Consider the following 23992-nt stretch of genomic DNA (forward strand, 5'->3'; position numbering starts at 1 on the left):
ACCCACCGAGCCAGTCCGGACGCGAAACCTCGTGCCATCGCCCTGCTGTCATGCGCGTGCCCGCCCCCGGCACACCTGAAGAGGACGCCCGCCTCCTGAACCGGCGCCCACCGAGGCAGCCCGGACGCGAAACCTCGTGCCATCGCCTCGCTGTCATGCGCGTGCCCGCTCCCCGGCACACCTGGAGTGGGCGCCCGCCTCCTGAACCGGTACCCACCGAGGCAGTCCGGACACGAAGCCTCGTGCCATCACCCTGCTGTCATGCGCGTGCCCGCTCCCCGGCACACCTGGAGTGGGCGCCCGCCTACAGCCACCCCTTCTCCCGCGCGATCCGTACCGCCTCCGCCCGGTTCCGCACCGCCAGTTTCTGGATGGCCGTGGACAGGTAGTTGCGGACCGTGCCCTGGGAGAGGTGGAGGACGCGGGCGAGTTCGGCGTTGGTGGAGCCGTCGGCCGCCGCGCGGAGCACCTCCCGTTCCCGCTCGGTGAGCGGGTTGGCGCCCTCGGCGAGCGCGGCGGCGGCCAGCGTGGGGTCGATGACCCGCTCACCGGCCAGCACCTTGCGGATCGCCTCGGCGAGCTGGGCGGCCGGGGCGTCCTTGACGAGGAAGGCGTCGGCGCCCGCCTCCATGGCGCTGCGCAGATAGCCGGGCCGCCCGAAGGTGGTGAGGACGACCAGCTTGACCTGCGGAAACTCCCGGTGCACCTGCGCGGCCGCCTCGATGCCGGTGCAGCCGGGCATCTCGATGTCGAGCAGCGCGACGTCCACGCCGTGCGCGCCGACGGCCGCGAGTACCTCGTCGCCGCGCGCGACCTGGGTGACGACCTCGATGTCGTCCTCCAGGCCGAGCAGCGCGGCCAGCGCCTCGCGGACCATCGACTGGTCCTCGGCCAGCAGGACCTTGATCATGCTCGTCATGCCCGGGATCCTACGTCCGCCGGGGGATCCGTGGGCGCGCGGGCGACGAGCCGGAACCCGTGCTTGACCCGGCCCGCCTCCAGGGTGCCTCCGGCCTTCTCCAGACGTTCGGTCAGACCGGTCAGGCCGTTGCCCGGCCCCTTGCCCGAGCCGCCGGAGCCGTTGTCCTCGACGGAGAGTTCGAGCACCGGTCCGTCCAGGGTCTGGCGGCGCAGCAGCCGGACGGCACAGCGGTCCGCGCCGCTGTGCCGGACCACGTTGGTGACCGCCTCGCGCAGCGCCCAGGCGAGGGCGGACTCGGACTCCTCGGGCACGTCCGTGAGGTCGGGCTCGGCGGGCACCTCGGCGACGACCCCGGCGGCGGTCAGGGCGACCTGGGTGCCGGCGAGTTCGGCGGCGAGCCGGGGCCGCCGGTAGCCGGTGACGGCCTCCCGGACGTCGACCAGGGCCTGCCGGCTGACCTGTTCGATGTCGGCGACCTGCTGGGCCGCCTTGTCGGGGTGGCCGGGCAGCATCCGGCCGGCCAGCTCGCTCTTCAGCGTGATCAGCGACAGCGAGTGGCCGAGCAGGTCGTGCAGGTCGCGGGCGAGGCGGAGGCGCTCCTCGTTGGCGGCGAGCTGGGCCACGGTGGCCCGGGCCTTGCGCAACTCGATGGTGGTGCGGACGAGTTGGCCGACGCCGGTCATCGCGAAGCCGATGAGGAGGACCAGCAGGAACAGGCCCCGCGCCTGCTCCTCGTCGGAGTGCAGACCGATCAGGTACATCACCACGGCGGAGGCGGGGATGGCCCAGTAGGCCGCCCGCAGCGGCAGGGTGGCCCCGAAGGCGACCGACAGGTAGACGAACAGGCCCAGCCAGGCGCTGCCGAGGGTGTAGGCCAGTACCGGGGCGAGCACACCGAGGATCCCGCCCAGACCGAGCACCACGGGCGGGGAGAACGGCCGGCCCATGTTGCGGAACACCAGCGTCAGATAGACCCCGACGAAGACGGCGAGGCCGAGTGCGCCGGCCACGGTCGCGCCGGTGCTGTGTCCGCCGTTGACCAGGTCCTCGACCGGCGAGCTGAGAAAGACCAGCCAGACCCCGATCCACAGCGTCTTCACCAGCAGCTCACGCCGGTTCCGGGGCGGCCAGCCGACGGGCGTGTGCTTCGGCATTCCGTGCCGGTCCTCCGTCATCGCGCTCACGCCTTCAGCGTGTCCTTCCGGTACAGCCAGGCCGCGCCGCCCGCGAACACCACGAACGAGACGGCGAGGACGACGATGTCCTGGGCGTGCGGGGTCCGGCTCTCTTCGATCGCCCGCCCCAGGGAAGCGTACGCGTGGGTGGGCAGCCACTTCGCGACGTCCTGCAGCCACTGCGGGAAGGTGGTCGTGGGCATCCACAGGCCGCCGAGCATGGACAGGCCGAAGTAGATGATCATGGTGATCGGGCGCACCGCGTCCCCGTTGGCGAGGTAGCCGAGGGCGACGCCGAGCGCGGCGAAGACCAGGCTGCCGGCCCAGATCGCGCCGCTCAGGGCGAGCCACTGCCAGGCGTCGAGGCGTACGTCCTTCACCGCGGCGGCGACCAGGAACACGATCACGATGGACGGCAGGCTGACCACGGCCGCGCCGGCGGTCTTGGCGAGGACGTACCCGCGCCCGGGCAGGGTGGTCAGCCGCAGCTGCCGTACCCACCCGCTCTCGCGCTCCTTGGCGATGCGCTCGCTGTTGCCCATGAGGACGGCGGTCAGGGCGCCGAACGAGGCCATGGAGACCATCATGTACGCCGGCAGGGTCAGGCCCGTGCCGTCGATCTCGGTGTGGCTGTCGGCGCCGCCCGCGATCAGCAGGAACAGCCCCGCCGGGTAGATCACGGAGAAGAACAGGAACTTGCGGTTGCGCAGGGCGCGGGTGATCTCCAGCTTGATCAGGCTGTTCACGACTGCCTGGCCTCCTCGGCCTCCGTGATGGCGACGAAGGCCTGCTCGAGTCCGAGCCCGGCGACTTCGAGATTGCGGGGGTAGACGCCGAGGCCGTACAGCGCGTGCACGGTGGCGTCGGCGTCGGTCGACTGGATGCGGACCGTCTTCCGGCCCGAGCCCGCGGCGGAGCCGCTGCGGGACACCGTGAGCGCGGTGAGGAACGGCAGGCCGCGCAGGGCGCTCTCGTCGATCTCGCCCTCCAGGTCGAAGGCGACCCGGCGGGCGCCCGCCTTGGCCTTGATCTCGGCGGCGGTGCCGTCGGCGAGGAGCCGGCCGCGGTGCAGCACCAGGACCCGGTCGGCGACGGCGTCGGCCTCTTCCAGGTAATGGGTGGCGAAGAGGACCGTGCGGCCCTGGTCGGCCTGTTCGCGCATGGTGGCCCAGAAGGCCTGGCGGGCGGAGACGTCCATGCCGGTGGTGGGCTCGTCCAGGATGATCAGGTCGCTGTCGCCGGCGGTGGCGAGCGCGAACCGGACGCGCTGGGCCTGGCCGCCGGAGAGCTTGTCGACCTTGCGGTCGGCGATCTGCGCGATGCCGGCGCGGGCCAGCACGTCCGCCGCCTGGTACGGCCGCGGGTGCAGGGAGCAGGCCAGCTTCACCAGCTCGGCCACGGTGACCCCGTCCATCAGGCCGCCGCTCTGCAGCATGGCTCCGACCCGGCCGGCGACGATCGCCTCGCGCGGGCTGCTGCCGAACAGGCTCACCGTGCCGCTGTCGGCCGGCTTGAGCCCGAGGAGCAGGTCCAGCGTGGTGGACTTGCCGGCCCCGTTGGGCCCGAGCAGGGCCACGGTCTCCCCCGGGTGCAGGGCGAGGGTCAGTCCGTCGACGGCCCGTACGTCCCCGTAGGCCTTGCTCACCTGGTCGAAGCCGACCGCGGGTGCTGTCTTCGTCGTCATGACACCGATCGTCGGCCCCGAGGCCCGATCGGCGGCAGTGCCGGGCGTCGTCAGAACCGCATGACAGATGTCATCCCGCTGCTCAGCGGCCCCTCTGTCGCGCCCTTCGAGCTGCGCACACAGCTGAGGTCCAGCTCGTCGCCCCGGCCAGGACGCGGACGCGGTCACGCCCCGCTGATCACACAGGAATGCGGCTGAAACGGGTCCGCGCACCGACTCGTTTCAGCCGCCTCCTTGCATGCCCCTGTGTCAGCTCGGGTTCGTCTCGATGATCCCGACCCGGGTCGTCCTGCTCACCAGTGCCTGGCGCAGGGCGACGTAGACGTCCTGGGGAGTGACGGCCGTCTTCTTGCCGGTGCCCCGGGTGATCAGGACGTTCTCGAAGGTTGCGCCGTAGAGCCCCTTGAGGGCGTTCAGGTCCGGGCTGTCGGTGAGCTTGCCGTCGACGGCCTTGACCCTGAGGAACTTCCAGAGGGAGTTCTGCGGGCTGAACTCGAGGCCCTTCCCGGTGTCCGTCTTCACGGTGACGTTCGCCGACATCGCCGGCTTCGCGAACTCCTTCATCATCCGGTCCACCTCGGCGTCGGAGACCGTCGGCTGCTTGGTGGTGGTGGGCACGGCGACCGGGGCCGCGCTGTCCGTCTCCACCAGCGTGCGGTAGGCCTGCTCGACCGCCTTGGTGGACCCGCCCGCGTCGATGGCCTTGCCCGCCTTGCCGTAGACGGCCACGGCCTTGCCGGACTTGAACTCGATGGTGCCGTCGGTGACCGAGCCGGAGCCCGAGCCACCGCCCGCCTGCTGGAGGGCGGCCTGCAGCTTCTCCTCGTCCACCGGCATGACCGGCTCGACCACGCGCTTCTGCCCGAACAGGGAACCGATGACGTGGACCGGGTTGTAGTCGCTCTTCGCGGCCTCGCTGACGGTGGCCTGGTAGTCGAACTGGAGGCCCGCGTTCTCCGGCGTGAGGCTGACCGTCTTGCCGCCGACGTCGAGCTTCAGCGGCTTGTTCACCCGGCTGCCGAAGGCGTCGTCCAGCTTCTTGACGGCGTCGTCGCGGGTGCCGCCGCCGATGTCGACCCCGAGCACGGTGGTGCCCTTGGGCACGTCGGTGTGGTTCATCAGCAGGCCTGCGCCGTAGGCACCGCCTGCGACGACGAACACGCCGACGCCGAGCAGCATCAGCTTGCTGCGGCCCTTCTTCTTCGGCTTGGCCGCCGCCTTGGGCGCGGCGGCCGGCTCGGGCTTGGGCGCCGCGGGCGCCGTCGGCCCGTCGGGGTGGGTGCCGAACGGGGCGTTCCCACCGCTCGGTACGACCGGGATGCCGCTGGTGACGGTGTGTCCGGAGACGTTGTCGGCGGCCGGGGAGCGGTAGCCGGACGTACCCGGTTCGGGGGCCGGCTTCTGCGGGGTGAGGATCGCGGTGTCGTCGCCGAAGCCCGCGCCGGGACCGCCTGCCGGGCCGCCGGGTGCGGTGCCGGGGCGCGGGGTGCCGAAGCCGGAGCCCGCGGGGCCGTCGAAGGGCTCGCCCGCGTCCATGCCGAGTCCGCCCGCCGACGGCACGAGGGTGCCGTCGCCGGTGACCGGGCCGCCGGTGGGACCGGCCGGGCCCTGCGGGCCGCCGGGGCCGCCGTGCCCGCCCGGGCCGTTGAAGCCGCTGGGGCCGCCGGGGCCGCCGTGTCCGCCCGCACCCGTGCCGGTGCCGAACGGGTCCTGGCCGGCCGCGCCGGTACCGGTGCCGAAAGGGTGCCGGCCGTTCGCGCCCGTGCCGGTGCCGAACGGGTCCTGGTCGCCCGCGCCCGTGTCCGGGCCGAACGGGTCCTGGCCGTTCGTGGTGCTGTCGCCGTAGCCGTCCTTGCCGCCGTTCTCCGAGAAGTACGGCAGTTCGTCCCGGCGGGGCTCGCCGGTGCCGGCGGAGCCGGGGCGGGAGCCGCCGCCCAGCGGACCCGCGGTCAGCGCCTCGGTCACGTCGAAGGAGCCGGTGCCGCCACCGTGCCCGGGGGCGACGGGGCCACCGGTGGCGCCGGGCAGGCCCTTGCCGTTCGTGCCGCCGGGCCGTGAGCCGCCCGGCACGCTCATGGAGCCGACCACACCGCCGGGCCGTCCTGCGCCCGGGCGGGCGCCGGTGCCACCGGCCGTGCCGGCACCCGGCGCGCCCGTGCGGGGGCCCGACACGCCGGAGGATGCGCCGGCGGCTGCGGAACCGCCGGGGATGCCCGCGCCGTTCGTGCCGCCGCCGCCCGGACCGCTCTTGGGGGCGGAGGACTTGCGGGGCGCGAACCAGTCGCTGGTCTTCTCCTCCTCCGGGGCCACGGGCTCGGCCGGGGCCTCGGCGGCTGCGCCGGCCGGCGGAGCGGCCGCGGGCTTCGGCTCGGCTGCGGGCTGCTCGTCCGCGGTGCCCTCGGCGTCCCCGACGGGCTTGCGCACGACGACCGGCGGGATGGGCCGGGACCCGGGGATGTTGATCCGGATCCGGGTCGTCAGCGTGGTCTCGGTCTTCTTCTCGCCCGAACGGCTCGCGTCCGCACCGTCATCGGAAGCCATGGGGGTCCCGTACGGCGGCGTGCCGGAGGGGTATGCGGCTCCGCCGCGCCCATGGGGCCCGGTGGACGGAGTGTCAGTTTCACGACTCAAGGCATGTTCTCCCAGTTGGCTCCGCCGCCCGTTACAACCTCACTGCGAGTGGGGGTCCCCCTGCCCGAGCTGTGTCGAGCGCTTGGGGGAGGCTCGGCGGCGCGCACCACCATACTGGCCGCCTCTGCCGCGTATCCCATGACCGCTGAGGAAACCCACACCGGACTCCCACGAGCGCCGCGTGGAGAAGTGGTACGTCACTTGCCAAGTCGGGCGGAGCCTCCTCCGGGTTGCCGCCCGGCGCCGACGGTGGCACAGATCACAGCCAGGGCCATGCCTCCGAGCAGGAAAAGGTAGGAACCGCCGCCGGCGCCGAACAGGAAGTCGCCCTCGGGACGCGCGGTGGTGAGCAGGATGACGGCGACGATCCAGCCGGCCGCCGGGGCGACCGCCCCGCTCCGGGTCGTGGTGGCGTAGGAACCGCCGAGGAACAGCGCGGCGGCGCCCGCGAGGGCGAGCAGCAGCCCACCCGGGAACCATGCGGCCTGCACCAGGGTCCCGGCCAGGCCCACGACCACGCCGAGCACGAACAGGCCGATGTGCGCGGCGGCCCGTCCGGCGGAGGGCGGGCGCAACGGCTGCGCGAGCATCGAGCCGTGTCCACCGTTGCTCATGACGCCTCCTCGGTGCCGGCGAACAGGTCGGTCTCCCCGCGCCGGCCCTGCCCGCGCACCAACTCGTAGTACTCGGTGGTGAACAGCGGCTGGGCGAGTTCGTTGGAGAGCGCGAAGTACGGCTCGGCGACCTCGATCTGGGTGGCGTGGGCGCGCATCGCGGCGGCCTTGGCGGCGGCGTACGCGGCGCCGTCGACGGTGGTGGTGATCCGCTCGTCGTCCACCACGCCGGGCACGTCGTCCACGACCGCACCCTTGTCGAACGGCAGTGCGGACAGCTCGTCCTGGAGGCGGGCGAAGGCAGCCTCGGCGACGGAGCGCGGGACGCGGTTCCAGTACACCTTGTCGATGCGGTGGCCCCGGTCGGCCGCCAGTTCGACGGCGCGCATGGCGACGCGGTGCGCCTGGATGTGGTCCGGGTGGCCGTAGCCGCCGTTGTCGTCGTACGTGACGAGGACCTGCGGACGGATCTCCAGGATCACCTCGGCGAGATGGCCGGCGGCGTCGTCCGGGTCGGCCTGCCAGAAGCAGGCGGGGTCGTCGTTGTCCGCGATGCCCATCATGCCGGAGTCGCCGTACCGGCCGGCACCGCCCAGCAGCCGGACGTCCGTGACGCCCAGTGCGCGCGCGGCTTCGACCAGCTCGCCGCGCCGGTGGGCGCCCAGCGCGGGGCCCGTCAGATGCCGCAGCTCCGGCGGGATGACCTCGCCGCGCTCCCCGAGGGTGCAGGTGACCAGGGTCACGTGGGCACCCTCGGCCGCGTACCTGGCCATGGTCGCGCCGTTGTTGATCGACTCGTCGTCCGGGTGCGCGTGCACCAGCAGCAGACGCCGGGCTGGCAGTTCCGTCATGGGACCACCCTACGAGGCCCCGCGCCGGTCCCCGCGACGGCGGCCGTCAGAACTTGATGCTGCCGATCATGCTGGCGACGTTGGTGGTCAGCTCGCTGATCGTGGGAGCGACGGTCGAGGAGGCGAGATAGAAGCCGAGCAGGATGCAGACGACCGCGTGGCCGCCCTTCAGCCCTGACTTCTTGACCAACAGGAAGACGATGATCGCCAGCAGCACCACCGCCGAAATCGAGAGTGCCACGGCGGCTCACCTCCAAAGATCCCAGGGACGCGGCGGGTGTAGAGCAACTCCATGCGGACGCCAGCAGGTTCATACCCACACAGCGGTAGTGATCATAACTATCCGTACTCGCGCATCGCTCGGCGCACGGCCGCACAAGGGGGCGCATGGCCAATATGGTCAGGGCATGAAGACCGAGGCTGACTCCTTCCCCCGTCGGCACGCCCGGACCCAGCGGTTCTCGCTCGGCGCGCCGCGTGCGTTCACCGTGGCACCCGACGGTTCGCGTGTCGCGTTCCTGCGTTCCGGCTCCGGCACCGACCGGGCCAACTCCCTGTGGGTCCTGGATCTCCCGGAGGGCACGGAGCGGCTCGCGGCCGATCCGCGGGCCCTTCTCCAGGGCGCCTCCGAAGAGCTGTCGGCTGAGGAGCGGGCGCGCCGGGAGCGCAGCCGCGAGGGGGGTGCCGGCGTCGTCGGATACGCCACCGACGGCGCCCTGGAGTTGGCGGCTTTCGCCTTGTCAGGGCGGCTTTTCACGGCCGAGCTGCAGGCCGGCACGGCGCGTGAACTCCCGGTCCCGGGCCCGGTGATCGACCCGCGGCCGTCCCCGGACGGCCGGCACGTCGCCTATGTCGCCCGGGGTGCGCTGCGGGTGGTGGGCGCCGAGGGCGAGGACGACCGGGCGCTGGCCGAGCCGGAGGCGGAGGACGTCTCCTACGGGCTCGCGGAGTTCGTCGCGGCCGAGGAGATGTCCCGTTCGCGGGGGTTCTGGTGGGCCCCGGAGTCGGACCGGCTGCTCGTGGCACGGGTGGACGACACGCCGGTACGGCGGTGGTGGATCGCGGATCCGGCCCACCCGGAGCGTGAGCCACTCAACATCCGGTACCCGGCGGCGGGTACGCCGAACGCGGACGTACGGCTGTTCGTGTGCGGCCTGGACGGGACGCGCACGGAGGTCGCCTGGGACCGCTCGCGCTATCCGTACCTGGCGCGTGTGCACTGGTCAGCGGGGGGCGCGCCGCTGCTCCTGGCGCAGGCGCGCGACCAGCGCAGCCAGCTGTTCCTGGCGGTGGATCCGGACACGGGTGCGACCCGGATGGTGCACGCCGATGAAGATCCAACTTGGCTTGAACTGTTCGCTGGAGTGCCCTGCTGGAGCCCGTCCGGGCATCTTGTCCGGATTGCGGACGAGGGCGGGGCGCGGGTGCTCGCGGTCGGTGAACGGCCCTTGACCAGCGGCCAGTTGCACATCCGTGCGGTTCTGGACGTGGGTGCGGAGGACGTACTCGTTTCCGCCTCCGCCGGCACGGAGGCGGAGGCGCCGGAAATCGGCGAAGTCCATGTGTACCGAGTGAACGAGCTGGGCGTGGAGCGCGTGTCGCAGGAGCCCGGTGTGCATACGGCGGTGCGGGCGGGGAACGTGACCGTTCTCGTGTCCGCCGCGCTGGACCGGCCGGGCGCCCGGGTCCAGGTGCTGTGTGACGGAAAACCGGCGGCGACTGTCCGGTCGTACGCTGAAGATCCCGGTATGTCCCCACGGGTGACCCTCACCGAGGGGGGCGCACGGCGAATCCCGTGCGCCGTGCTTATGCCACGGGACTACCACGACGACACCCCCTTGCCGGTTCTCCTGGACCCCTACGGCGGCCCGCACGGCCAGCGGGTGGCCGCCGCGCACAACGCCCACCTCACCTCGCAGTGGTTCGCGGACCAGGGCTTCGCGGTCGTCGTCGCCGACGGCCGGGGCACTCCGGGACGCTCGCCGGCCTGGGAGAAGGCGGTCCGGGACGACCTGGCCGCCGTCGTGCTCCAGGACCAGGTCGACGCGCTGCACGCGCTCGCCGAACGATTCCCGCTGGACCTGGGCCGGGTGGCGATCCGGGGCTGGTCCTTCGGCGGCTACCTCGCGGCACTGGCGGTGCTGCGCCGGCCGGACGTCTTCCACGCGGCGGTGGTCGGCGCCCCCGTCACCGACCTGCGGCTGTACGACACCCACTACCAGGAGCGCTACCTCGGCGACCCGAACGAGCAGCCGGACGTCTACCGCCGGAATTCACTGATCGACGACGCCGGTGTGGTCGACGCGGCCGAGCCGCACCGCCCCATGATGATCATCCACGGTCTGGCGGACGACAACGTGGTCGTGGCCCACTCCCTGCGCCTGTCCTCCGCCCTGCTGGCCGCGGGCCGCCCGCACGAGGTGCTGCCCCTGTCCGGCGTGACGCACATGACCCCGCAGGAGACGGTCGCGGAGAACCTGCTCCGCCTCCAGCTGGACTTCCTCCGGCGCTCCCTGCCCCGGCCCGACGACCGGGCGTGAAGTGCGTTAACACGCGGGCAACCGCATGGAAGCGGCACCGATATACGGACACGGGAGTCTGAACACCGTACGGCCGTGCGGGTGCCGTGAGCGGGCCGGGGTGCGCCATGTCACCCCGGCCCGTTGCCCTTCTCCGGCGGTACGGCACCCGGCCCGCCGCCCTCGGCGCCCGGCTGCGCCGGCCGTTCGGTCCCCGGCCCCGAGGGCCCGGCCACCACGGCCTCCTCCGCGAAGTGGCACGCCGAGGCGTGGGCCGCGGGCCCGGACGTGCCCCGGAAGACCTCGGGGACGGCGAGCGCAGGCACCTCCCGGGCGCAGCGTTCCTGTGCCTTCCAGCAGCGGGTGCGGAACCGGCAGCCGGACGGGATGTTCGTCGGCGAGGGCACGTCACCCGTGAGGATGATCCGCCGGCGTCGTTCGCGGGCCTCGGGGTCGGGCACGGGCACGGCGGACAGCAGGGCCTGGGTGTAGGGATGGGTCGGGTGGTCGTAGATCTCGGTGTCCCGCCCGGTCTCCACGATCCGGCCCAGGTACATCACCCCGACCCGGTCCGAGATGTGCCGCACGATCGAGAGATCGTGCGCGATGAAGACGTAGGAGAGGTCGAACGCCGACTGGAGCCGGTCCAGGAGGTTGAGCACCTGGGCCTGGACCGAGACGTCCAGTGCGGACACCGGCTCGTCGGCTACGACGATTTCGGGGCGCAGCGCCAACGCGCGGGCGATGCCGATGCGTTGGCGCTGGCCGCCGGAGAACTGGTGCGGATAACGGTTGATGTACTCGGGGTTGAGTCCGACGACGTCCAGCAGTTCCCGGACCCTGCGCCGCCGGTCGCCCTTCGGGGCGGCCTCGGGGTGGATCTCGTAGGGCTCGCCGATGATGTCGCCGACCGTCATCCGGGGGTTGAGCGAGGTGTACGGGTCCTGGAAGACCATCTGGACGTTGCGGCGGACCGCCTTCAGCGCACGGCCGCTCAGGCTGGTGACGTCCTCACCCTTGTACGCGATCGAACCGGCCGTCGGCCGCTCGAGATGGACCAGCATCCTGGCGACCGTGGACTTGCCGCAACCGGACTCCCCGACGATGCCGAGGGTCTCTCCTTTGCCGAGCGTGAAGTCGACACCGTCAACAGCCTTGACCGCACCGACCTGCTTCCTGATCAAGATGCCCTGGGTCAGCGGATAGTGCTTGACCAGTCCACTCACTTCCAGGATCGGATCAATCATTGCGGCCATGGAGGCACTCCCTCCAGAAGTGGCAGGCACTGCTCCGACGTTGATCAACCTCGTACAGCGGTGGTTCGTCCGTGCGGCACACGTCGCGGGCCATCGGGCAGCGCGGGTTGAAGGAGCACCCCGGCGGGACGGCCAAGAGGCTGGGCGGCAGTCCCTCGATGGCGTAGAGCTCCCGGCCCTTCTGGTCCAGACGCGGGATGGAGTCGAGCAGGCCGCGTGTGTAGGGGTGCGCGGGCGCCTTGTAGATGTCGTGGACCGGGGCCGACTCGACGATCCGCCCCGCGTACATCACGGCGATCTTGTCGGCCACGTCCGCGACGACACCGAGGTCGTGCGTGATCAGGATCAGCCCCATGCGGTACTCGCGCTGCAACTCCGCGAGCAGGTCCATGACCTGTGCCTGCACGGTGACGTCCAGGGCGGTGGTCGGCTCGTCGGCGATGACGAGCGCCGGCTCCAGGGCCAGCGCCATGGCGATCATGATGCGCTGGCGCATGCCGCCGGAGAACTGGTGGGGATAGTCCCGCACCCGCTGCGCCGCGCCCGGGATGCGCACCCGGTCCATCAGCTCGACGGCCCTGGCCCGCGCGTCCTTCCTGGACATCCCGCGGTGCACGACGAACATCTCGCCGAGCTGGTCGCCCACGGACAGCACCGGGTTGAGGGCCGACAGTGCGTCCTGGAAGATCATCGCCATCCCGGCGCCCCGGATCCGCCTGCGCTCCTCCCCCTTCAGCTTCAGCAGGTCCTGCCCACGGAACAGGACCTGCCCGCCGGTGATCCGCCCCGGCGGCACGTCCAGGATGCCCATCACGGCCTGCGCGGTGACGGACTTGCCCGACCCTGACTCGCCGAGCACGGCCAGGGTCTCCCCCGCCTCCACGCCGTAGCTGACGCCGTTGACGGCGTGGGCGATCCCGTCCCGGGTCCGGAACTCCACGTGCAGGTCGCGCACTTCGAGCAGCACGGCGCCCTCACCTCAGCTTCGGATCGAGGGCGTCGCGCACCGCGTCGCCGAGCATGATGAAGGCCAGCACGGTGACCGCCAGCGCGCCCGAGGGCCACAGCAGGGCGTGCGGGGCGTTGCGGATGTAGGGGGAGGCGGCGGAGATGTCGATGCCCCAGGAGATGCTCGGCGGTTTGAGGCCGACGCCCAGGTAGGAGAGCGTCGCTTCCAGGGCGATGTAGGTGCCGAGGGCGATGGTCGCGACGACGATGACCGGGGCCACGGCGTTGGGCGCGATGTGCCGCAGCAGGATCCGGGTGTCGGAGGCGCCCAGGGCGCGGGCCGCCTGGACGTAGTCGTTCTGCTTGACGGTGATGACCGAGCCGCGCGCGATCCGGGAGATCTGCGGCCAGCCGAGCAGGACGATGAACCCGACGACCGGCCAGACCGTATTGCTGGTCACGACGGAGAGGAGGACGAGACCGCCGAGGAGGACCGGGATGGCGAAGAAGACGTCGGTGAGCCGGGACAGCACCGAGTCCCAGAGGCCACCGAAGTAGCCGGCGAGCCCGCCGAGCACCGACCCGGTCAGGGCCACCCCGAGCGTGGCGCACAGGCCGACCGTGACGGACGTACGGGCGCCGTAGACGGTGCGCGTGTAGACGTCGCAGCCCTGTCCGTCGTAGCCGAAGGGATGGCCGGGCCGCGCACCGTCCTGGGCCTTGGCGAGGTCGCAGCTCAGGGGGTCGCCGGAGGCGATCATCGAGGGCCACAGGGAGATGAGGACCAGGAAGACGATGACCAGGGCCGAGACGAGGAAGACCGGGTTGCGGCGCAGGTCCCGCCAGGCGTCGGACCGGAGAGAGCGCGGTCTGCCGGCCGGGCCGGGTCCGGCGGGGCCGCCCGGCGTCCGGTCCAGCGTGGCCGCCTCGCTCGTGCCGAGGTCCATGGTGGCGCCCATGCCCGTGCCGGCGATCGCGCGCTCGGGCTCGTACGGCTGGTCAGGCATAGCGGATCCTCGGGTCGAGTACGGCGTACAGAAGGTCGACGAGGAGGTTGGCGGCCAGGAAGACGAGGACGAGCACGGTCACGAAGCCGACGACCGTCTGGCTGTTCTGCCGCAGGATGCCCTGGTAGAGCTGGTAGCCGACGCCGTGGATGTTGAAGATCCGCTCGGTGACGATGGCGCCGCCCATCAGCGCGCCGATGTCGAAGCCGATGAACGTGACCACGGGGATCAGGGAGTTGCGCAGCAGGTGCCGGGTGATGACCCGGTGCCGGGGCAGGCCCTTGGCGATGGCCGTGCGGACGTAGTCGGACCGCTTGTTCTCGGCGATGGAGGTGCGGGTCAGCCGGGTGACGTAGGCGAGCGAGACGGCAGCGAGCACCAGTCCCGGCACGATCAGCTCGCCGAAGCCGGCGGCCGGGGAGACGGAGGGTCTGATCCAGGCCCATTCGACGCCGAGGAGCAGTTGCAGCACCAGGCCGCTGACGAAGGTGGGGACGGAGATCACCATCAGGGTCAGCAGCAGCACGGTGGTGTCGACGGGCCGGCCGCGGTGCAGGCCGGTGAGCACGCCCAGGGTGATGCCGACGACGATCTCGAACAGGATGGCCACGACGGTCAGCCGGATGGTGACGGGGAACGCCGCGGCCATCAGTTCGGTGACCGGCTGGCCGTTGAACGCCGTACCGAAGTCCCCGGTGAAGACGTTCCGCATGTACGTGAGGTACTGCTGCCACAGCGGCCGGTCCAGGCCGAACTCCCGCCTCAGCTGGGCGGCGGTCGCCGGGTCGCACTGCCGGTCGCCGCACAGGCCCGCGACGGGGTCGCCCATCACGTTCACCATGAGGAAGATCAGCAGGGTGGAGCCGATGAACACCGGCACCATCTGCAGCAGTCGCCGGACGACGTAGCGCCCCATGCCGGCTCAGCTGACCTTGATCTCGTTGTAGACCGGGACGCTGAAGGGGTTGAGCGCCACGTCGGAGAGCCGCTGGGAGTAGCCGGCGCTGCCGTTCTGGTACCAGAGCGGGATGGCCGCCATGTTGTCCCGGACCACCTCCTCGGCCTGCTGGAAGGTGGCGACCGCCTTGGCGGTGCCGGGCTCCGCGTTGGCCTGGTCGACGAGCCTGTCGAAGGCCCGGTTCGACCACTTGCCGTCGTTGGAGGAGGCGTCGGTGTAGTAGAGCGGCTGCAGGAAGTTCTGGATCAGCGGGTAGTCCATCTGCCAGCCGGCCCGGAACGGCCCGTTCATCTTGTGCCGCCCGATCCGGTTCCGGAAGTCGGCGAAGGTGCCGACGGGGTTGCCGACGCAGGCCTTGCTGTTGTCCAGGGCGTTGTTGATGGAGTTGCACACGGCGTCCACCCACTCCTTGTGCGAGCCCGAGTCCGCGTTGTACGAGATCGTGAACCGGCCGCCGGGGATCCCGCCGCCCTCCTCGATCAGCTGCTTCGCCCGGGCGGGGTCGTAGTCGCAGGCCGCGCCGCACAGACCCGCCCGGAAGCCGCCGGCGGTGCCGAGGACGGGCGAGGTCCAGTCGGTGGCGGGGGTGCGGGTCCGGCGGAAGATCTTGTCGGTGATCTGCTTCCGGTCGATCGCCATGGACAGCCCGGTGCGGACCTTCTGCGAACCCGGTCCGTTCCAGGCCTTGTCGTAGTAGGGGAACGCGAGGGTCTGGATGATGCCGGCCGGAGTGTTGATGTAACGGTCCTCCAGGTCGGTCCTGACGTTCTTCAGCTGGGCGGCGGGCACGTCGTCGAGGAGGTCGAGGTTGCCGGCCATCAGATCGGTGTAGGCGGTGTTGAAGTCGGTGTAGACCACGAGCATCACGCCGCCGTTGCGGGCCTTGTCAGGTCCGGGGTAGCCGTCCCACTTCTTCAGGGACATCTGTGAGCCCACCGTGTAGGACCCGATGGTGTAGGGCCCGTTGCCGACCGGCCTCTTCAGCCAGGCCGCGTGGTCGGTGAAGAAGGCGCGGGGCAGCGGGACGAAGGCGTTGTACCCGAGGGTGGCGGGGAAGCTCGAGAAGCTCTGGTTCAGCCGGACGGTGAAGGTGCGGGCGTCGATCACCTCGAGTCCCGAGAGCGTGTCGGCGCTCTGCCGGCCGCTGCTGGGGTGGATCTTGTCGAAGCCGTCGATGTAGCCGAAGAAGTAGGCGTTCTTCTGGTTGTTCCTGAGGCTCGCCCCGTAGTTCCAGGCGTCCACGAAGGAGCGGGCGGTCACCTTCTCGCCGTTGGAGAAGGTCCAGCCGGACTTGAGGCGGACGGTGAAGTTCCGCGAGTCCCGGGTGGTGATGGACTCGGCCAGCATGTTCTCGGCCCTGCCGGTCTTCGCGTTGTACCTCTTCAGGCCCCGGAAGACCATGTCGAGCACCTTGCCGCCCTGGACCTCGTTGGTGTCGGCCGGCTCCAGCGGGTTCTGCGGGTCGGTCCAGGAGGCGCTGAACACCGCGCCGCTGTACCCGCCACCCGGTCCGCCGCCGCATCCGGTGGCGGCGAGCGCCACCGCCACCGCGCAGGCGGCCCCTCGGGCGTGCGCGATGCGACGCATGGGCGGGCCTCCTCATGACCGCGACACCGATACCGGTCAATATCGGCTCATAAGACATGTATCGCATGACCTCTGTCCGATTGACCGACCTTTAGGCGGACACGTCATCCGAATGCAGGCACGCTCCGCCCACCGTCCTGATGATCTTGGATGTGGAGCGCAATAGATCTTCATGCAACGATGCTGAAACGTTGGATTGCGACGTTCCGATGTACGCATTTCGACACTCCACCGTCCGCATATCGAACTCCTTGCCCGTTTAGTCCGTTTGGCCCGATGTGAAGCACGGATTGATTACGGCGTGCTACCCGCGTAGCTACGGAATGATCAAGTACGGGCAAAGAAGGTAAAGAGAAACCCAAGCCGACCGAGAATTTATTGACCTTGAATGAATTGCGTTGAAAAAGTCCGGCGTAGCCCGTAGGGGAGCGCCCTGCGGAGTCATCAGACCCTCCCTTGGGCCAGGAGCACCATGACCCCCCCAACTCCATCTGCGGCTGCCCCGCTTGAGGTGACCGACGAGACCGTCACGAAGTCGATCACTTCGGACGGTTCGAAGGGCAGCGAAGGCCGCTCTCCGGGACGGCTTGCCTGGAAGCGCTTCAAGCGCGACAAGACGGGCGTCATATCCGCGTACGTCGTGATCTTCTTCTTCGTGATAGCGATCGCGGCGCCACTGATAGCGAAGCTGTACGGCAAGGACCCGTACACCACCTACGCGAGCGCGCGACCCGAGTTGCTCAACGCCTTCTCGTACCCGGCCGGCCCCAACGGCGGCATGAGTTCGGAGTTCTGGTTCGGCATCGAGCCGCAGCTGGGTCGGGACGTCTTCACGTTCCTGCTGTACGGCATCCGCAACTCGCTGGGCATCGCCCTCGCCGCCACCGTGCTCACGGTGATCCTCGGTGTGGTGATCGGAGTCACGGCGGGCTACCTCGGCGGCAAGACGGACTACCTCGTAGGCCGGGTCATCGACATCCTGCTGTCGTTCCCGTCCACGCTGTTCTTCATCGCCTTCATGCCGGTCGTCTACGCCCTCTTCATCGCCGACGACGAGAACATCCCGGCATCACTGCGAGCCGTCGCGCTGATCGTGGTCCTCTCCTTCTTCGGCTGGGCGTCCATCGCCCGTCTGCTCCGCGGACAGGTACTGGCCCTGCGAGAGCGGGAGTTCGTCGAGGCGGCGAAGGTGACCGGTGCCTCTCCGATGCGCATCGTGTTCAAAGAACTGCTGCCCAACCTGTGGACGCCGATCATCATCCAGTCCACCCTGATGCTGCCCGCTTATGTCACGGCCGAGGCGGGGCTGGCCTTCCTGGGCGTCGGCATGATCGACCCCACCCCGGACTGGGGCGTCATGATCGGCCGCGGCGCCCAGTTCTACACCGAGGACCTCACCTTCATGCTCTTCCCGGGCCTGTCCATGGTGATCTTCGTCCTCGCCTTCAACCTCCTCGGTGACTCGGTGCGCGACGCGCTCGACCCGAAGTCCAAGCGCTAGTCCACGTTCCACCCCCGGCCCGGTTCGACGTCGACCGGCTGGTCCCGTCTGTTCCGATCGACACAAGGCAGGCTCAGCATGTCCTTTTCCCGTAGAAACTTCCTGATCGCCACCGGTGTGGCGGCGGCCTCGACCTCCGTGCTGAGCGCCTGCAGCAGCGGCAGCGGCAGCGGCACGAAGGACAACGTCCCCTCGGTCAGCGGCAGCAAGAAGACCAAGATCGACGTCGGCACCAAGGCCGACTCGACCGGTCCGGCGGCCGAGGTTCCGGGCGCCACCAAGGGCGGGACCATCTACTCGCTCGACCAGTTCGACATGGACCACCTGGACCCGGCCCAGATCTACTCCTCGACCGAGGGCGCGATCACGGTCCCGATCCTGCGCGGTCTGACCGGCTACAAGCTCGACGACAAGGGCGGCGCCGTCCTCGTCGGTGACCTCGCCACCGACGCCGGCACCATGAAGGACGGCGGCAAGACCTGGTCCTTCACCCTGAAGGACGGTCTGAAGTGGGAGGACGGCAAGGACGTCTCCATGGACGACGTCCGCCACACCTTCGAGCGCCTCTTCGCCGACTTCGTCACCGAGGGTCCGCGCCACGTCCAGAACTTCCTGGAGGGCACGAAGGGCTACAAGGGCCCCTACGGCGGCAAGCACCTCGACTCCGTCGAGATCTCCGGCAAGACCGTCACCTTCCGCCTGAACCAGCCGCGCGGTGACTTCAACTACACGCTCGCCATGCGTGGCTACGCCCTGGTGTCGAAGAAGCACGACACCAAGGAGAAGTACGACAAGCGTCCGTTCTCCTGCGCCCCGTACAAGATCGACAGCCGTCAGCCGGGCAAGTCGATGACCTACGTGCGCAACGAGCACTGGGACCCGAAGACGGACTCGATCCGCAACGCCTACCCGGACAAGTACGTCTTCCAGTTCGGCTTCCAGAACCTGGCGTCCACCGACCGTTACATCTCGGACCGTGGCAACGACCAGTACACGATGTCGATCTTCAACGAGGTCGCCCCCGAGCGCGTCGCCCAGGTGCTCACCAACCCGAAGCTGAAGGCGCGCGTCCTCACCGAGGTCGACACGGTCACCTACTACTGGCCGATCAACACCAGCCGGATCAAGGACGTCAAGGTCCGCCAGGCCATCAACTACGCCTGGCCGCAGCAGCAGCTGCAGACCATCCGCGGTGGCAAGTCCACCAGCGAGACGGCCACCACCATCCTCAGCCCGGTGACCCCCGGCTACCAGAAGTTCGACCTGTACGGCAAGACCACCAAGCCGAACGGCGACCCGCAGAAGGCCAAGGCCCTGCTGAAGGAGGCCGGCAAGGTCGGCCAGAAGCTGGTCATCGCCTACCAGCAGTCGGACAACTCGGTGAAGCAGGCCGTCGCGATCAAGAACGCGCTGGAGGCCGCCGGCTTCGAGGTCGTCAACAAGCAGGTCGACAAGTCGACCTTCTACACCCAGATCAGCAAGCTCGACAACGGTTACGACATGTTCGCCGCCGGCTGGAGCCCGGACTGGCCCGCCGGTTACTCGGTGTTCTACCCGTGCTGGCACGGCAGCCAGATCATCGACGGCGGTCAGAACTGGTCGCAGCTCAACGACACCAGCGTCAACAAGGCCATCGACGCGGCCTCGAAGATCACCGACCAGGAGCAGGCCAACAAGGCCTGGGGCGACATCGACCGCCAGATCATGGAGCTGGGCGCCTGCGTCCCGGACTACCACTCCATCCGCAACTGGATGTACGGATCCAAGGTCGGCAACGTCATCTACGACGCCGGCAACACCTGCGTCGCGCTCTGCAAGCTGTACGCCAAGAAGTAAGCGTTCGACCCACCGGGGGCGGCCATGACCTGGCCGCCCCCTCCGGCCCACCCCTCACCCCGGCGACGGCGCCCCGTCCGGAAAGTCACGCCCCATGTTCCGCTTCCTTGTCCGCCGAACCCTCGGCGCGCTGGTCATCATGCTGATCATCAGCGCTGTCACATTCTGGCTCTTCTATGCCATCCCGCGTGACCCCGCCATGATGTCCTGCGGCAAGAACTGCACCAAGCCCATGCTCGAACAGGTGCGGCACAACCTGGGCATCGACCACCCGCTCCCGGTCCAGTACTGGGAGTGGCTCAAGGGCATCTTCGTCGGGCGGGACTACCCGGGCTTCGGGCACTGCAACGCGCCGTGCCTCGGCTACTCCTTCGCCAACCGCGAGCCCGTCCTCGGCACCATCCTCGACCGGCTCCCGCTCACCCTGTCGCTCGCCTTCGGCTCCGCCGTCGTCTTCATCACCGGTGGTGTCGGCGCGGGCATGATCGCCGCCGTCAAGCAGGGCAAGTGGCAGGACAAGGCGGCTAGTTCCGCCTCGCTCATCGCCTCCTCGATGCAGATCTACTTCGTCGGCTACATCGCGATGTACTTCCTGGTCGGGAAGTTCGACATCCTCGACAACCCGTCGTACACCCCGATCAGCGAAAACCCGGGCGCCTGGTTCTCCGGCCTGTTGCTGCCCTGGCTGGTGCTTGCCCTGATCTGGACCGCGAACTACACCCGTATGACGCGCTCTCAGTTGGTCGAGACGCTCAACGAGGACTACGTCCGCACCGCCCGCGCCAAGGGTCTGTCCCGCCGCAACGTCTTCTTCCGGTTCGCCTGGCGCGGCGCCATGGGACCGATCGTCACCATCTTCGGCATCGACCTCGCCACCCTCATCGGCGGCGCGATCATCACCGAGACCGTCTTCAGCCTCCAGGGCGTGGGCCGGCTCGCCGTCGACTCCGTGGACAAGAGTGATCTGCCCATGCTGCTCGGCGTGACCGTGCTGTCGGCCGGCGCGATCGTGATCATCAACATCGTCGTCGACGCCATCTACGCCGCCATCGACCCGCGGATCCGGCTCGCCTGACCTCCGCCCCCGCCGCCCCCTTCCCACCCGCCCCACCCGGCGACCCTCGCATCACCCCCCAGGAGCGTCCCCGTGACGAGCACCGATCAGCAGCCGTTCCTCTCCATCAGGGACCTCAAGGTCCACTTCTCCACCGAGGACGGCATCGTCAAGGCCGTCGACGGACTCAGCTTCGACCTCGCCAAGGGCCAGACCCTCGGCATCGTCGGCGAGTCGGGCTCCGGCAAGTCCGTCACCAACCTGACGATCCTGGGCCTCCACGACCGCGACCGCACCGCGATCGAGGGTGAGATCCTGCTGGACGGTCAGGAGCTGCTCACCGCCTCCGAGAGGCAGCTGGAGCAGCTGCGCGGCAACAAGATGTCCATGATCTTCCAGGACGCGCTGGCCTCGCTCTCGCCGTACCACAGCATCGGCACCCAGATCGGTGAGACCTACCGCAAGCACACGGGCTGCTCCAAGTCCGAGGCGCGCAAGCGGGCGATCGAGATGCTGCGCCGGGTCGGCATCCCGCAGCCGGACATGCGGGTGGACGACTACCCGCACCAGTTCTCGGGCGGTATGCGCCAGCGCGCGATGATCGCCATGGCGCTGGTCTGCGACCCCGAGCTGCTGATCGCCGACGAGCCGACCACCGCGCTCGACGTGACGGTCCAGGCCCAGATCATGGACCTGCTCAAGGACCTCCAGCAGGAGTTCGGCACCGCGATCATCTTCATCACCCACGACCTCGGCGTCATCGCCGACATCGCCGACGACGTGCTGGTGATGTACGGCGGCCGGTGCGTGGAGCGCGGTACCAAGCAGGAGGTGCTGCGCGACCCGCAGCACCCCTACACCCTGGGCCTGATGAGTTCGATGCCGAGCCTGCACGGGCCGGTGGACGTGCCGCTGACGCCGATCCCCGGTTCGCCGCCCTCGCTGCTCAACCCGCCGTCGGGCTGCCGCTTCCACCCGCGCTGCACCTTCGCCGAGAAGGTCGCCGGCGGGCTGTGCTCCGGTGAGCGCCCGGCGCTCGAGGTGGTCGGCGGCCGCGGCTCGGCCTGCCACCTCACCGAGGAGCAGAAGCAGGAACTCTTCCCCGACTTCGCCGGATCCCGGCACAACTGACGGACACGAGACGGGACTTCACGACCATGAGCAACACGAACCCCCTCCTGGACGTCTCCGGACTGACGAAGCACTTCCCGATCAAGGGCGGCTTCCCGATCCGCCGTACGGTCGGCGCGGTACAGGCCGTGGACGGACTGGACTTCCAGGTGGCCGAGGGCGAGAGCCTGGGCCTGGTCGGCGAGTCGGGCTGCGGCAAGTCGACCACGGGCCGGCTGATCACGCGTCTGATGGAGCCGACCAGCGGAAGGATCACCTACCGCGGGCAGGACATCACGCACGCGGGCCGCAAGGCGCTCGCGCCGATCCGGTCCGAGATCCAGATGATCTTCCAGGACCCGTACGCCTCGCTGAACCCGCGGCAGACGGTCGGCAAGATCATCTCGGGCCCGATGGAGATCAACGACATCAACCCGGCCGGGGGCCGCGAGAAGCGCGTCCGCGAGCTGCTGGAGATCGTCGGCCTGAACCCCGAGCACTACAACCGCTTCCCGCACGAGTTCTCCGGCGGCCAGCGTCAGCGCATCGGTGTCGCCCGCGCGCTTGCCCTGGAACCGAAGCTGATCGTCGCCGACGAGCCGGTCTCGGCCCTGGACGTCTCCATCCAGGCCCAGGTGGTCAACCTGCTGCAGAAGGTGCAGCGGGAACTCGGCATCGCCTTCGTCTTCATCGCCCACGACCTGGCCGTCGTGCGGCACTTCTCACAGCGCGTCGCGGTCATGTACCTGGGTAAGATCGTCGAGATCGCCGACCGCGAGGACCTGTACGGCAACCCGCGCCACCCGTACACGAGGGCCCTGCTGTCCGCCGTGCCCGAGGCAACGGTGGACGAGGAGCCCCGGGAGCGCATCCGCCTGACCGGGGACGTGCCGTCGCCGATCAACCCGCCGTCCGGCTGCCGGTTCCGCACCCGGTGCTGGAAGGCGACCGAGAAGTGCGCGACGGAGGCACCGCCGCTGGTCCAGGTGGAGGGCAACAAGCCCGGCCACCTGACGGCCTGCCACTACCCGGAGACGGCCGACACCGTCCCCGCGCCGCGCCTCTCCAAGGACCCCGAGGCGGCGGCCTGACACACCCCTTTCCGTCAGCCGCCCCCTTGCGGAACGGACCTTCACCGGCCCATTGACCCGAGCCCATGAATGTTCCGTTCCAGGGGAAGAGGGCCCGCGCCTCCCCAGGTACGGGCCCTCTTCGGCATACCGGAGCCGGCCAGGCGGCCGTGCCGGCCCGAGGACTCGGCTCGGCCCGAGGACTCGGCTCGGCCCGAGGACTCGGCTCGGCCCGAGGACTCGGCTCGGCCCGAGGACTCGGCTCGGCCCGAGGATGTCGACAAGTGCCCTGTTCCTGACGCGTCGTTCAGCATCGTGTGACACACTGCCGCGGTGGTGGATCACGTCTTTGCCGATCTCTCGCTCGCCGGGCTGTACGACAGCCTCAATCCCTGGGGACCGGGTGACGACTTCTACCTCGGTCTGGTGCAGGAGGCCCCGGCCGTGCTGGACGTCGGCTGCGGTACTGGGCAGTTGCTGCGACGGGCCCGGGCCGGGGGGCATCCGGGCCGGCTGACGGGACTCGATCCGGCCGCCGCGATGCTCGTACAGGCCCGGCGGAACCGTCCGGACGTCGAGTGGGTGCTCGGGGACACCCGGGTGCGGTTGTGGGACGGCGAGTTCGACCTCGTCGTCATGACGGGGCACGCCTTCCAGGCACTGGTGACCGACGAGGAGATCCGCAGCTGTCTGCGAGGAGTCCGCGCGGCCCTCGCCGACGGCGGGCGGTTCGTGTTCGAGACGCGTAATCCGGGCGCCCGCGCCTGGGAGCGGTGGACCCCGGACCGGGTCCGCGAGGTCACCGCCGCCGACGGCACCCCCGTACAGGTCCGGCACGAGGTTCAGGGCGGCGGACTGCGCCGGGGCCGGGTGCACTTCACCGAGACCTACGCCGGCCCCCACTGGCCCACCCCGCGGGTCGGCCGCAGCGTCCTCCGCTTCCTGGACGCGGGCCCTCTGCGGGACTTCCTCACGGAGGCGGGCCTGACGGTGATCGAGCAGTACGGGGACTGGGACCGGGGACCGCTCACCGCGACCGCCCCGGAGATCATCACCGTGGCCCGCCGGTCCTAGGTCGTCTCCGGCGGTTCAAGGCTTCGTACTCCGGCAAATCGGGCTTGTCGCGAGCCGGAGGTTCATCGCGCCGGCCGTGATTGTGATCATGAACGTGATCACTGGTTGCCGTGTGCCCTCTGCCAGTAGGTTTCCGGGAGACCCACCCGGTCGGCTGACCACCGACGGCGGGTGCGGCTCAGGGGGGCAGGGGAC

20 protein-coding genes are annotated in these 23992 nt (G+C 70.0%); 7 read left to right on the forward strand and 13 right to left on the reverse strand.

The features are described 5' to 3' along the window. Nucleotides 1-304 precede the first annotated feature (304 nt). The 8 genes from ACZ4SF_RS06340 to ACZ4SF_RS06375 form a co-directional block, all read right to left on the reverse strand. The gene (locus ACZ4SF_RS06340) at nt 305-919 is read right to left on the reverse strand and encodes a response regulator (RefSeq protein WP_468378970.1); all 615 of its coding nucleotides are present in this window, start codon (nt 917-919) and stop codon (nt 305-307) included. Then, complete coding sequence (locus ACZ4SF_RS06345) at nt 916-2106, reverse strand: sensor histidine kinase (protein ID WP_468378973.1); 1191 nt, start codon at nt 2104-2106, stop codon at nt 916-918. The genes ACZ4SF_RS06340 and ACZ4SF_RS06345 overlap by 4 nt, the downstream gene beginning before the upstream one ends. Continuing rightward, complete coding sequence (locus ACZ4SF_RS06350) at nt 2103-2843, reverse strand: ABC transporter permease (protein WP_468378976.1); 741 nt, start codon at nt 2841-2843, stop codon at nt 2103-2105. Before ACZ4SF_RS06350 ends, ACZ4SF_RS06345 begins: the two co-directional genes overlap by 4 nt. After that, nucleotides 2840-3781: an ABC transporter ATP-binding protein gene (locus ACZ4SF_RS06355; RefSeq protein WP_468378979.1), complete on the reverse strand. Its 942-nt coding sequence runs from the start codon at nt 3779-3781 to the stop codon at nt 2840-2842. Before ACZ4SF_RS06355 ends, ACZ4SF_RS06350 begins: the two co-directional genes overlap by 4 nt. 249 nt (nt 3782-4030) lie before the next feature. Beyond that, a complete protein-coding gene (locus tag ACZ4SF_RS06360; RefSeq protein ID WP_468378981.1) occupies nt 4031-6412 on the reverse strand; it encodes a hypothetical protein in 2382 nt (793 codons plus the stop codon). 197 nt (nt 6413-6609) lie between these two features. Further along, the gene (locus ACZ4SF_RS06365; RefSeq protein ID WP_468378984.1) at nt 6610-7026 is read right to left on the reverse strand and encodes a DUF6113 family protein; all 417 of its coding nucleotides are present in this window, start codon (nt 7024-7026) and stop codon (nt 6610-6612) included. After that, nucleotides 7023-7877 carry an N-acetyl-1-D-myo-inositol-2-amino-2-deoxy-alpha-D-glucopyranoside deacetylase gene (gene mshB / locus ACZ4SF_RS06370; RefSeq protein ID WP_468378987.1) on the reverse strand — a complete coding sequence of 285 codons (855 nt, stop codon included), beginning with the start codon at nt 7875-7877 and terminating at the stop codon, nt 7023-7025. Before mshB ends, ACZ4SF_RS06365 begins: the two co-directional genes overlap by 4 nt. A 46-nt stretch (nt 7878-7923) precedes the next feature. Next, nucleotides 7924-8118 (reverse strand): hypothetical protein, encoded by a 195-nt coding sequence (locus ACZ4SF_RS06375; protein WP_132853188.1) that lies wholly within the window; start codon nt 8116-8118, stop codon nt 7924-7926. Nucleotides 8119-8284: 166 nt separating this feature from the next. Between ACZ4SF_RS06375 and ACZ4SF_RS06380 the strand changes: the two genes are divergently transcribed. Then, entirely contained in the window at nt 8285-10417 is a 2133-nt protein-coding gene (locus ACZ4SF_RS06380) for a S9 family peptidase (RefSeq protein ID WP_468378991.1), read from the forward strand. A 110-nt stretch (nt 10418-10527) separates the two neighbouring features. Here ACZ4SF_RS06380 and ACZ4SF_RS06385 read toward each other — a convergent pair whose 3' ends face one another. Genes ACZ4SF_RS06385 through ACZ4SF_RS06405 form a run of 5 tightly spaced genes read right to left on the reverse strand, consistent with a single transcriptional unit; the run spans nt 10528 to nt 16152 of the window. Then, nucleotides 10528-11643, reverse strand: a complete 1116-nt coding sequence (locus tag ACZ4SF_RS06385; protein ID WP_468380395.1) for an ABC transporter ATP-binding protein — start codon at nt 11641-11643, stop codon at nt 10528-10530. After that, nucleotides 11636-12619, reverse strand: coding sequence for an ABC transporter ATP-binding protein (locus tag ACZ4SF_RS06390; RefSeq protein WP_468378994.1), 984 nt, complete (start codon nt 12617-12619; stop codon nt 11636-11638). The genes ACZ4SF_RS06385 and ACZ4SF_RS06390 overlap by 8 nt, the downstream gene beginning before the upstream one ends. A 7-nt stretch (nt 12620-12626) precedes the next feature. Continuing rightward, nucleotides 12627-13607, reverse strand: a complete 981-nt coding sequence (locus ACZ4SF_RS06395) for an ABC transporter permease (RefSeq protein WP_468378997.1) — start codon at nt 13605-13607, stop codon at nt 12627-12629. Continuing rightward, a complete protein-coding gene (locus ACZ4SF_RS06400) occupies nt 13600-14523 on the reverse strand; it encodes an ABC transporter permease (RefSeq protein WP_468378999.1) in 924 nt (307 codons plus the stop codon). The genes ACZ4SF_RS06395 and ACZ4SF_RS06400 overlap by 8 nt, the downstream gene beginning before the upstream one ends. A gap of 6 nt (nt 14524-14529) precedes the next feature. Continuing rightward, entirely contained in the window at nt 14530-16152 is a 1623-nt protein-coding gene (locus tag ACZ4SF_RS06405; RefSeq protein ID WP_468379002.1) for a peptide ABC transporter substrate-binding protein, read from the reverse strand. Between the two features lie 511 nt (nt 16153-16663). Here ACZ4SF_RS06405 and ACZ4SF_RS06410 point away from each other — a divergent pair. From ACZ4SF_RS06410 to ACZ4SF_RS06435, 6 genes are all read left to right on the forward strand, one after another. Then, nucleotides 16664-17653 (forward strand): ABC transporter permease, encoded by a 990-nt coding sequence (locus ACZ4SF_RS06410; RefSeq protein ID WP_468379005.1) that lies wholly within the window; start codon nt 16664-16666, stop codon nt 17651-17653. A 78-nt stretch (nt 17654-17731) separates the two neighbouring features. Beyond that, nucleotides 17732-19489, forward strand: a complete 1758-nt coding sequence (locus ACZ4SF_RS06415) for an ABC transporter substrate-binding protein (protein ID WP_468379008.1) — start codon at nt 17732-17734, stop codon at nt 19487-19489. 94 nt (nt 19490-19583) lie between these two features. After that, nucleotides 19584-20564, forward strand: coding sequence for an ABC transporter permease (locus tag ACZ4SF_RS06420; protein WP_468379011.1), 981 nt, complete (start codon nt 19584-19586; stop codon nt 20562-20564). A gap of 72 nt (nt 20565-20636) precedes the next feature. Further along, complete coding sequence (locus ACZ4SF_RS06425; RefSeq protein WP_468379014.1) at nt 20637-21674, forward strand: ABC transporter ATP-binding protein; 1038 nt, start codon at nt 20637-20639, stop codon at nt 21672-21674. Between the two features lie 26 nt (nt 21675-21700). Then, nucleotides 21701-22744 (forward strand): ABC transporter ATP-binding protein, encoded by a 1044-nt coding sequence (locus tag ACZ4SF_RS06430; RefSeq protein WP_468379017.1) that lies wholly within the window; start codon nt 21701-21703, stop codon nt 22742-22744. Nucleotides 22745-23056: 312 nt separating this feature from the next. After that, on the forward strand, nt 23057-23797 hold the full coding sequence (locus ACZ4SF_RS06435) for a class I SAM-dependent DNA methyltransferase (RefSeq protein ID WP_468379020.1): 741 nt from the start codon (nt 23057-23059) through the stop codon (nt 23795-23797). Nucleotides 23798-23992: the final 195 nt, after the last annotated feature.

Source organism: Streptomyces sp. NPDC027663 (assembly GCF_055566415.1).

What these genes read in the sequence shown, in the direction of transcription:
- ACZ4SF_RS06340 (WP_468378970.1), bottom strand. Translation starts at nt 919, where the DNA reads ATGACGAGCATGATCAAGGTCCTGCTGGCCGAGGACCAGTCGATGGTC.
- ACZ4SF_RS06355 (WP_468378979.1), bottom strand. Translation starts at nt 3,781, where the DNA reads ATGACGACGAAGACAGCACCCGCGGTCGGCTTCGACCAGGTGAGCAAG.
- ACZ4SF_RS06365 (WP_468378984.1), bottom strand. Translation starts at nt 7,026, where the DNA reads ATGAGCAACGGTGGACACGGCTCGATGCTCGCGCAGCCGTTGCGCCCG.
- mshB (WP_468378987.1), bottom strand. Translation starts at nt 7,877, where the DNA reads ATGACGGAACTGCCAGCCCGGCGTCTGCTGCTGGTGCACGCGCACCCG.
- ACZ4SF_RS06380 (WP_468378991.1), top strand. Translation starts at nt 8,285, where the DNA reads ATGAAGACCGAGGCTGACTCCTTCCCCCGTCGGCACGCCCGGACCCAG.
- ACZ4SF_RS06385 (WP_468380395.1), bottom strand. Translation starts at nt 11,643, where the DNA reads ATGATTGATCCGATCCTGGAAGTGAGTGGACTGGTCAAGCACTATCCG.
- ACZ4SF_RS06395 (WP_468378997.1), bottom strand. Translation starts at nt 13,607, where the DNA reads ATGCCTGACCAGCCGTACGAGCCCGAGCGCGCGATCGCCGGCACGGGC.
- ACZ4SF_RS06400 (WP_468378999.1), bottom strand. Translation starts at nt 14,523, where the DNA reads ATGGGGCGCTACGTCGTCCGGCGACTGCTGCAGATGGTGCCGGTGTTC.
- ACZ4SF_RS06405 (WP_468379002.1), bottom strand. Translation starts at nt 16,152, where the DNA reads ATGCGTCGCATCGCGCACGCCCGAGGGGCCGCCTGCGCGGTGGCGGTG.
- ACZ4SF_RS06415 (WP_468379008.1), top strand. Translation starts at nt 17,732, where the DNA reads ATGTCCTTTTCCCGTAGAAACTTCCTGATCGCCACCGGTGTGGCGGCG.
- ACZ4SF_RS06420 (WP_468379011.1), top strand. Translation starts at nt 19,584, where the DNA reads ATGTTCCGCTTCCTTGTCCGCCGAACCCTCGGCGCGCTGGTCATCATG.
- ACZ4SF_RS06430 (WP_468379017.1), top strand. Translation starts at nt 21,701, where the DNA reads ATGAGCAACACGAACCCCCTCCTGGACGTCTCCGGACTGACGAAGCAC.